A 7441-nucleotide genomic window follows, 5' to 3' on the forward strand; every position below is an offset into this window, starting at 1 on the left:
CCGCAGGTCCTGCATCGGCGGCGGCCGGAACGCTCGAGGACGGGTCTGGATGGCCGGATCACTGGCACTGACCCGAAGCACCTGCGAGGATCGGGGCATTCGGCCGAGTCCTGGACAGCCCGGCGTCGGAGGACGCCGCGCCGGGTCCGGGAACCGGCCGCAATGGGCATGTCGAAGTGGACCGCGCGTAGGAGGTAGGCCATGGCCGTCTCGGACATGTCGTCCCGGAATCCGGAGCCGCCGACCACCGACCGGCGGCGTTTCACGCCCAAGCAGGTCGCCGTCTGGACCGCTGTCTCGCTCGTCGCGGCGGTCGGATGGGGTGTGTTGGCGCTGTCCCGGGGTGAGCGGATCTCGGCGATCTGGCTGCTGGCAGCCGCCCTCGGTTCCTATGCGATCGGTTACCGGTTCTATGCCCGCTTCATCACCAGGCGTGTGCTGGAGGTGGATGACACCCGGGCGACGCCGGCCGAACGGCTCGACAACGGCGTCGACTTCACCCCCACCGACCGGCGCGTTCTCTACGGCCATCACTTCGCCGCCATCGCCGGCGCAGGACCGCTCGTCGGACCTGTACTCGCGGCTCAGATGGGCTACCTGCCCGGGACGATCTGGATCGTCGTCGGCGCGATCTTCGCCGGGGCCGTACAGGACATGGTCACGCTCTTCTTCTCGATGCGCCGCAACGGCAAGAGCCTGGGCCAGATGGCCCGCGAGGAGATCGGCGTCGTCGGCGGGGTGGCGGCGCTCGTCGGGGTCTTCAGCATCATGATCATTCTCCTCGCGGTGCTCGCCCTGGTCGTGGTCAACGCCCTCGCCGACTCGCCCTGGGGCACCTTCTCGATCGCGATGACGATCCCCATCGCCCTGTTCATGGGCTTCTATCTGCGGACGCTGCGGCCCGGCAGGGTGATCGAGACGACGGTCATCGGTGTGGCGCTGCTGCTCCTCGCGATCATCGGTGGCGGGTGGGTCGCGGAATCCCCGTGGAGCGACGCCTTCACGCTGAGCCCCGAGACACTCGTCTTCTGCCTCGTGATCTACGGATTCCTCGCGTCCGTGCTCCCCGTGTGGATGCTGCTGGCACCGCGGGACTACCTGTCCACCTTCATGAAGGTCGGCGTGATCGTGTTGCTCGCGGTCGCCGTGCTGGTGACCGCTCCGGTCCTGCAGGCGGCGCCGGTCACCGACTTCGCCCTGAACGGGCGCGGTCCGGTGTTCGCCGGCTCCCTCTTCCCCTTCCTGTTCATCACGATCGCCTGCGGCGCCTTGTCCGGGTTCCACTCCCTGATCAGCTCCGGCACGACGCCGAAGATGATCCAGAAGGAGAGCCAGGTCCGGTTCATCGGCTACGGCGGGATGCTCATGGAGTCCTTCGTCGCCGTCATGGCCCTGATCGCCGCCTGCATCATCGACCCCGGCCTGTACTACGCGATGAACGCACCCGCCGGGCTGCTCGGCGGCACCGTCGAGTCGGCCTCGCAGGCGGTGGCCAACCTCGGCTTCACCATCACCCCGGAGCAGTTGACGGCGGCCGCGGCGGGGGTGCAGGAGCCCACCCTGGTCGGGCGTACCGGCGGCGCGCCGACGCTCGCGATCGGCATGTCGCAGATCTTCTCCGAGATCTTCGGCGGCGAGGCGCTGCGCGCGTTCTGGTACCACTTCGCGATCATGTTCGAAGCGCTGTTCATCCTGACCACGATCGACGCCGGCACCCGGGTGGGGCGCTTCATGTTGCAGGACACCCTCGGCAACGTCTACAAGCCGATGCGCGACGTGAGCTGGAAGCCGGGGGTGTGGGCCACCAGCGCCGTGGTCGTCGGAGCATGGGGTTACTTCCTCTACACCGGGGTCACCAACCCGCTCGGTGGTATCAATCAGCTGTTCCCGCTGTTCGGGATCGCGAACCAGCTGCTCGCGGCCATCGCGCTGGCCGTGTGCACGACGTTGCTGATCAAGGCCGGGAAGGCGAAGTACGCCTGGGTGACCGGTATCCCGCTCATCTGGGATGCGACGGTCACGTTGACGGCGAGCTGGCAGAAGGTGTTCTCCGACTCGCCGACCCTGGGTTTCTTCGCCCAACGGGCTCGGTACCAGGAGGCTCTCGACGCCGGCCGGGTGCTGGCTCCGGCCAAGAGCCTGGAGGACATGCGGGCCGTGGTGACGAACTCGACCGTCGACGGCGTTCTGGCCGCCTTCTTCGCCCTCCTCGTCGTGATCGTCCTCGCCGACGCGGCGCGGGTGTGGATTCGGGCCCTGCGCTCCCCGGAGCCGCTGCCCACCACGGAGGTGCCCCACACCGAGTCGCTGATCACCGCCCCGAGTGGCCTGCGCGGCGGCGGGGGGGAGGATCGACGGGAGCCCGTCGAGACCGGGAGGCGATCGCAATGAACGTGAGACGAGCGGTCGAGGGCATCCGCTGGTATCTCCGGGAGGTGTCCGGCGAGGCCGACTACGACCGGTACGTCGCGCATGCGCGGCGGCACCATCCCGACGCCCCGGTTCCGTCCCGCCGCGACTTCGAACGGCGCAGAATGGACGAGCGGGAGGCGAACCCGAGGGCCCGCTGCTGCTGACACGCGGGCGGACTCGTCGACGAGGGCCCGGGCGGCGCGGAGGGCTTCGGTCGGCGGCGCTCGCCGGGCCCTCTCCTCATCGCCGCTCCTCCGAGGGCTCGTCCGCGGGATCGCGGCGCAGGAAGGCGCAGGAACAGGTACCAGTACGAGGTCGCGACGAACACGACGGCGCCGACGAGATTGCCCAGGAACGCCAGCGCCCAGTTGCGCAGGGTGTCGTCCCACCCCAGGTCCGGGACCCCGGCGAAGATGGCGGCGGGCAGGAAGAACATGTTGGCCACGACGTGGTCGAAGCCCATGGCGACGAAGGCCATGATGGGGAAGAAGATCCCGAGGATCTTGCCGGACACCGCCTCCGAGGCCAGCGACAGCCACACCCCGAGGCAGACCAGCCAGTTGCAGCCCACTCCGCGCAGGAAGATCTGCCAGGCGCTCTCGTGCAGGCCCTTGGCATCGGCGATGCCCGCCAGCCGCTCGTAGGTGAGCGCCGCGGGGGTCCCCGCCGCACTGCTGACACTTCCGATCACCCCGGTCTTGATCGCGAGGAAGTACGCGACGAACAGCGCACCCAGCAGGTTCCCGACCAGGACGAGGCTGAGGTTGCGTCCGACCTCTCCGAGCGTGAGCCGGCCCTGCATCGCGCCCATGGGCACGAGCATCATGTTCCCGGTGGCCAGCTGGGAGCCCGCGATCACCACCAGCACCAGCCCGAGCGTGAACGCCGCCCCCATGAACAGGGTCGGGAGCGTCCCCCAGGTCTTGGGATCCAGCCCCGACGAGACCGTGATGGCGACCATCCCGCCGAACGCGATGTAGGCGCCGGCCAGGAACGACCCGACGAGGACCTTGTCCCATCGCACATGTGCCTTCTTCACGCCGCTCTCGACCGCGGCCTCGGCGATCTCGGACGGCTCCTTGGCGATCATCGGTGAGTACCTCCTCGTGGGTCCGCACGCCGGCCGGCGGCCCGGGAGGAATCGCCCCTCAGCTCCCTGTCAAACCCGCTTCGGGGGACGCGGGTCCGGCCGCCTTGCCGGTGGCGTCGGGGCTCGTCCCGTGACCGCCGCCCCTCGCGACACCGAGTGCGTTCCCGAACGGGTCGTGACAGGCCTGCCGCTGCCCTGCGAGGGCGCTCCGGGTCGGCTACCGAGGGCGCGTCGAGCCCGCCGTACGACGCGGCGGTGCGTTAGACGGGGAAGCCGACCGCGTGCGTGTCCATGAACTCGCGGACGCCCTCGATGCCCATTTCGCGGCCCATACCGCTGTGGTCGAAGCCGCCGAACGGGGCCCGCTCGTCGAGGTGCGCGGCGCCGTGGGCGTTGACGAAGGTGTAGCCGGTCCGCAGCCGTGCGGCCAGGACGGCAGCTCGGTCGAGATCCTGCGTCCACACCGAGGAGCACAGACCCGACCAGGTGTCGTTGGCGCGCGCGACGGCGTCGTCCTCGTCGTCGAAGGGCAGGACCGGCAGGGTCGGGCCGAACTGCTCCTCGACCACGACGCGGGCGTCGTCGGCCGGGTCGAGCACCAGGGACGGCCGGAGGAAGTTGCCGCGGGAGATGTCGGCGCCCTCGGCGGCCTCCCCGAACTCGCGGACCTCGGCACCGGACTCGCGCGCCTGGGCGGTGAGCTCCTGCACGTACTCCCGCTGCCGCCGGCTGTGTAGTGGGCCCATGGTCACGCCCTCGTCCAGGCCGTGGCCCAGCCGGGTCGCGGCGAGGATCCCGGAGAGGCCCTCGACCACCTCGTCGTAGCGCGTGCGGTGCACGTAGAGGCGCTTGGTCGCCATGCAGATCTGACCGGTGGAGTCGAAGGTCCCGGTGAACAGGCGCTGCAGCGCCTCGGGGCCGAGGTCGGCGTCGGCCAGCACGATCGCCGGGTCGTTGCCGCCCAGCTCCAGCGCCACCCGGGTCAGCGACTCGGCGGCCATGGACATGATCCGCTTGCCGCCGCCGACGCTGCCGGTGAAGCAGACCTTCTTGACCCGGTCGTCCTGGATCAGCGCCGCGCCGATCTCCGCGTCGGTGCCGGTGACGACGTTGAGCACGCCGGGGGGCAGCGCCTGGGCCACGAACGCCACGGTGCGGACGGTGGCCAGCGGGGCGGTCGGCGGCGGCTTGACCACGACGGTGTTGCCGGCCAGCAGCGCCTGCGGCAGCGAGGCGGCCAGGATCGCCAGTGGCCAGTTGAACGGCACGATGATCGTCACGACGCCCAGGGGCAGGTGGGAGATCTCGGTCCGGTAGGGCGGTGCCGGCAGGTGCGTCACGTGCTCGAGCTCGTCGGCCAGGCCGGCGGCCAGCGCGAAGCGGTGCGCGAACACGATGGAGTCGACGAAGGACTCCATCCGGATCTTGCCGTTCTCGCGGGTGAGCACCTCCGCCGTCGCCGGGCGGTCGGCCTCCAGGGGAGCGAGCGCCGCGGTCAGCAGCGCGGCCCGCTCCTGCGGGGTGCGGGCGGCCCAGGCCGGGAACGCCCGGTGGGCCGCGGCCACGGCGGACTCGGCCTGCTTGGCGGTCGCGGCCGCGGCGTAGCCGACCACGGAGACCCCGTCGGCCGGGTCGATCACCTGCAGCGCGTCGTCGGCGCTGCGGACCTCACCGTCGACGAAGAGATCGGTTCTGATCTCGGGCAGCTGGTCTGAAGACACCATCGTCTGTTCCTCGGGGGTCGTCGCGGGGGCCGCGGAACCGGTTTCCACAAGGAGTGCCCGGTGACGGTAGGTCGGATGCCGCTTCGGCTCCCGGGGCATCGGACCCGGTGCACTCGGCGTGATCCGGAGGGCCGGACCGCGACATCTGACGTAGTTGTCCCCGATTGTTCTCCTGCGCCCTTCGGACGGCGTGTCCGGGCGGCTAGCGTCCGGCCCCGTCGCCCGGGCCGGGATCCGCCGCCGGGTTCGAGGACGTCCGCAGGAGAACGCCGTGCCCACTGTTCGCGAGACCACCTACGACCTGCTCCGCGCCTGGGGCCTCACCACCGTCTTCGGCAACCCCGGCTCGAACGAGCTGCCCTTCCTCGACGGATTCCCGGGGGACTTCCGGTACGTCCTCGGGCTGCACGAGGGCGCGGTCCTGGCGATGGCCGACGGCTACGCGCAGGCCACGGGCCGCCCTGCGCTGGTCAACCTGCACTCGGCAGCCGGGTTGGGCAACGCGATGGGCAACCTCGCCAACGCCCGCGCCTCGCACACGCCGCTGGTCGTGACCGCAGGGCAGCAGGCCCGCGCGATGATCGGGCTGGGGTCCGTCCTGGCCGAGCCGGCGATGACCCGGCTGCCCGAGCCGCAGGTGAAGTGGGCGTTCGAGCCGGCCCGGGCCCAGGACGTGCCGCGGGCGCTGTCGGAGGCCTTTCACCTGGCCACGCTCCCGCCGGCCGGCCCGGTGTTCGTGTCCCTGCCGCTGGACGACTGGGCGAAGGACGTGGACGCCGACGAGGTGGCGCACCTGGCCGGGCGGCGGGTACGCGCCGCCGGCGCGGCCACCCCCGACCTCGTCGCCGAGCTCGCCGGCCGGCTGCAGGGCGCCTCCTCCCCGGCGCTGGTGGTGGGACCGGAGGCGGACGACGAGCGCTCCTTCGCCCTCGTCGTCGAGCTGGCCGAGCGGCTGCAGGCCCCGGTGTGGACCGCGCCCACCCCGCCCCGGTGCCCGTTCCCCACCCGGCACCTGCTGTGGCAGGGCGTGCTGCCGCCGAGCATCGCCGGCGTCAGCGAGCACCTGGCCGGCCACGACCTCGTGCTCGTCCTCGGCGCCCCGGTCTTCCGCTACCACGCCTACCGCCCGGGTCCCTGGCTGCCGGCCGGGACGGAGCTGGTCGCCGTCGGCGCCGACCCGCAGGCTGCGGCGCGGGCGGCCTTCGGGGACGCCGTGGTCGCGGACGTCGCGGCCGTCGTCGGCCAGCTGCTCGACGCGCTCCCCGCTGCTTCCTCCCGCGTCGCCGTCCCGTCCCGGGAACGCCCAGCCGTGCCCGCGCCGGGGGAAGCGCCCTTCCCCGCCGACGCGGTGTTCGCGGAGATGGCCCGGGTGCTCCCGCCGGAGGTCCGCCTGGTCAACGAGTCGACGTCGAACACGACGCAGTTCTGGGCGCACCTGGACCTCGACCGGCCGCGCAGCCTGTTCTTCCCGGCCGCCGGTGGGCTGGGCTTCGGGCTGCCCGCGGCGGTGGGCGTGGCGCTGGCCGACCCGCACCGGCCGGTCGTCGCCGTTCTGGGCGACGGGGCGCTGCAGTACGGCGTGGCCGGCCTGTGGACGGCCGTGCAGCTCGGCCTGCCCGTCACGTTCGTCGTGCTGCGCAACGGCGGTTACGGCGCGTTGCGCAGCTTTGTCGCGCAGCTCGGGGTGGCCGACGCCCCCGGGCTGGACCTGCCCGGCCTCGACGCGGTGCAGATCGCGGCCGGCTACGGCCTGCCCGCGGAGCGGATCACCAGTGCCGAGCAGCTGACTGCGGCGCTCGCGTGCACGTCGGCGCAGCGGGGGCCCCGGCTGCTCGAGGTGCCGATCACGGCGGAGACCCGTTCGCTCGGCTGAGAGGAGGTCCGTCGCCCGGACGGGACACATGACGTAGTCCGGGCGCGACCGAAGACGGGCCCGGGGCGGGTCCGCACGCTCACGACTTCGCGGCGCCGACCGGCTTGCATTCCTACAGGCGTGAGCCCCCCACCCGTGCGGTCGCACGCAGCTCCGCCCCCGGCGTCCAGAGGAGTACGCAACCGTGGCCACACCCAGCTCCACCCGCGCCCCGTCCAAGAAGGGCCTCTTCGCGGCCAGCTTCATCGGCACGTCGATCGAGTGGTACGACTACTACATCTTCGGCACCGCCGCGGCGCTCGTGTTCGGAAGCCTCTTCTACCCCGGGTTCTCCAGCACGGC

Annotated in this window: 4 protein-coding genes and 2 pseudogenes; 4 read left to right on the top strand and 2 right to left on the bottom strand. The window is 71.7% G+C overall.

Going from position 1 to position 7441, the window contains the following annotated elements; translation table 11 throughout:
• The first annotated feature begins 216 nt into the window (after positions 1 to 216).
• Both JWP64_RS26130 and JWP64_RS26135 read left to right on the top strand, forming a co-directional pair.
• On the top strand, positions 217 to 2391 hold the full coding sequence (locus tag JWP64_RS26130; RefSeq protein ID WP_297502382.1) for a carbon starvation CstA family protein: 2175 nt from the start codon (positions 217 to 219) through the stop codon (positions 2389 to 2391).
• Positions 2388 to 2576 (top strand): YbdD/YjiX family protein, encoded by a 189-nt coding sequence (locus JWP64_RS26135; protein ID WP_297502377.1) that lies wholly within the window; start codon positions 2388 to 2390, stop codon positions 2574 to 2576. The genes JWP64_RS26130 and JWP64_RS26135 overlap by 4 nt, the downstream gene beginning before the upstream one ends.
• Positions 2577 to 2725: 149 nt before the next feature.
• Here JWP64_RS26135 and JWP64_RS26140 read toward each other — a convergent pair.
• A pseudogene (locus tag JWP64_RS26140) lies at positions 2726 to 3502 on the bottom strand (formate/nitrite transporter family protein); the annotation flags it as partial.
• 260 nt (positions 3503 to 3762) lie between these two features.
• Positions 3763 to 5226, bottom strand: coding sequence for an aldehyde dehydrogenase family protein (locus JWP64_RS26145; protein WP_297502379.1), 1464 nt, complete (start codon positions 5224 to 5226; stop codon positions 3763 to 3765).
• Between the two features lie 271 nt (positions 5227 to 5497).
• Between JWP64_RS26145 and mdlC the strand changes: the two genes are divergently transcribed.
• Both mdlC and JWP64_RS26155 read left to right on the top strand, forming a co-directional pair.
• Positions 5498 to 7099: a benzoylformate decarboxylase gene (gene mdlC, locus JWP64_RS26150; RefSeq protein ID WP_297502380.1), complete on the top strand. Its 1602-nt coding sequence runs from the start codon at positions 5498 to 5500 to the stop codon at positions 7097 to 7099.
• 184 nt (positions 7100 to 7283) lie between these two features.
• Positions 7284 to 7441: pseudogene (locus JWP64_RS26155) on the top strand (MFS transporter); the annotation flags it as partial.

This window comes from Pseudonocardia sp. (genome assembly GCF_025465255.1).
Lineage (GTDB): Bacteria > Actinomycetota > Actinomycetes > Mycobacteriales > Pseudonocardiaceae > Pseudonocardia.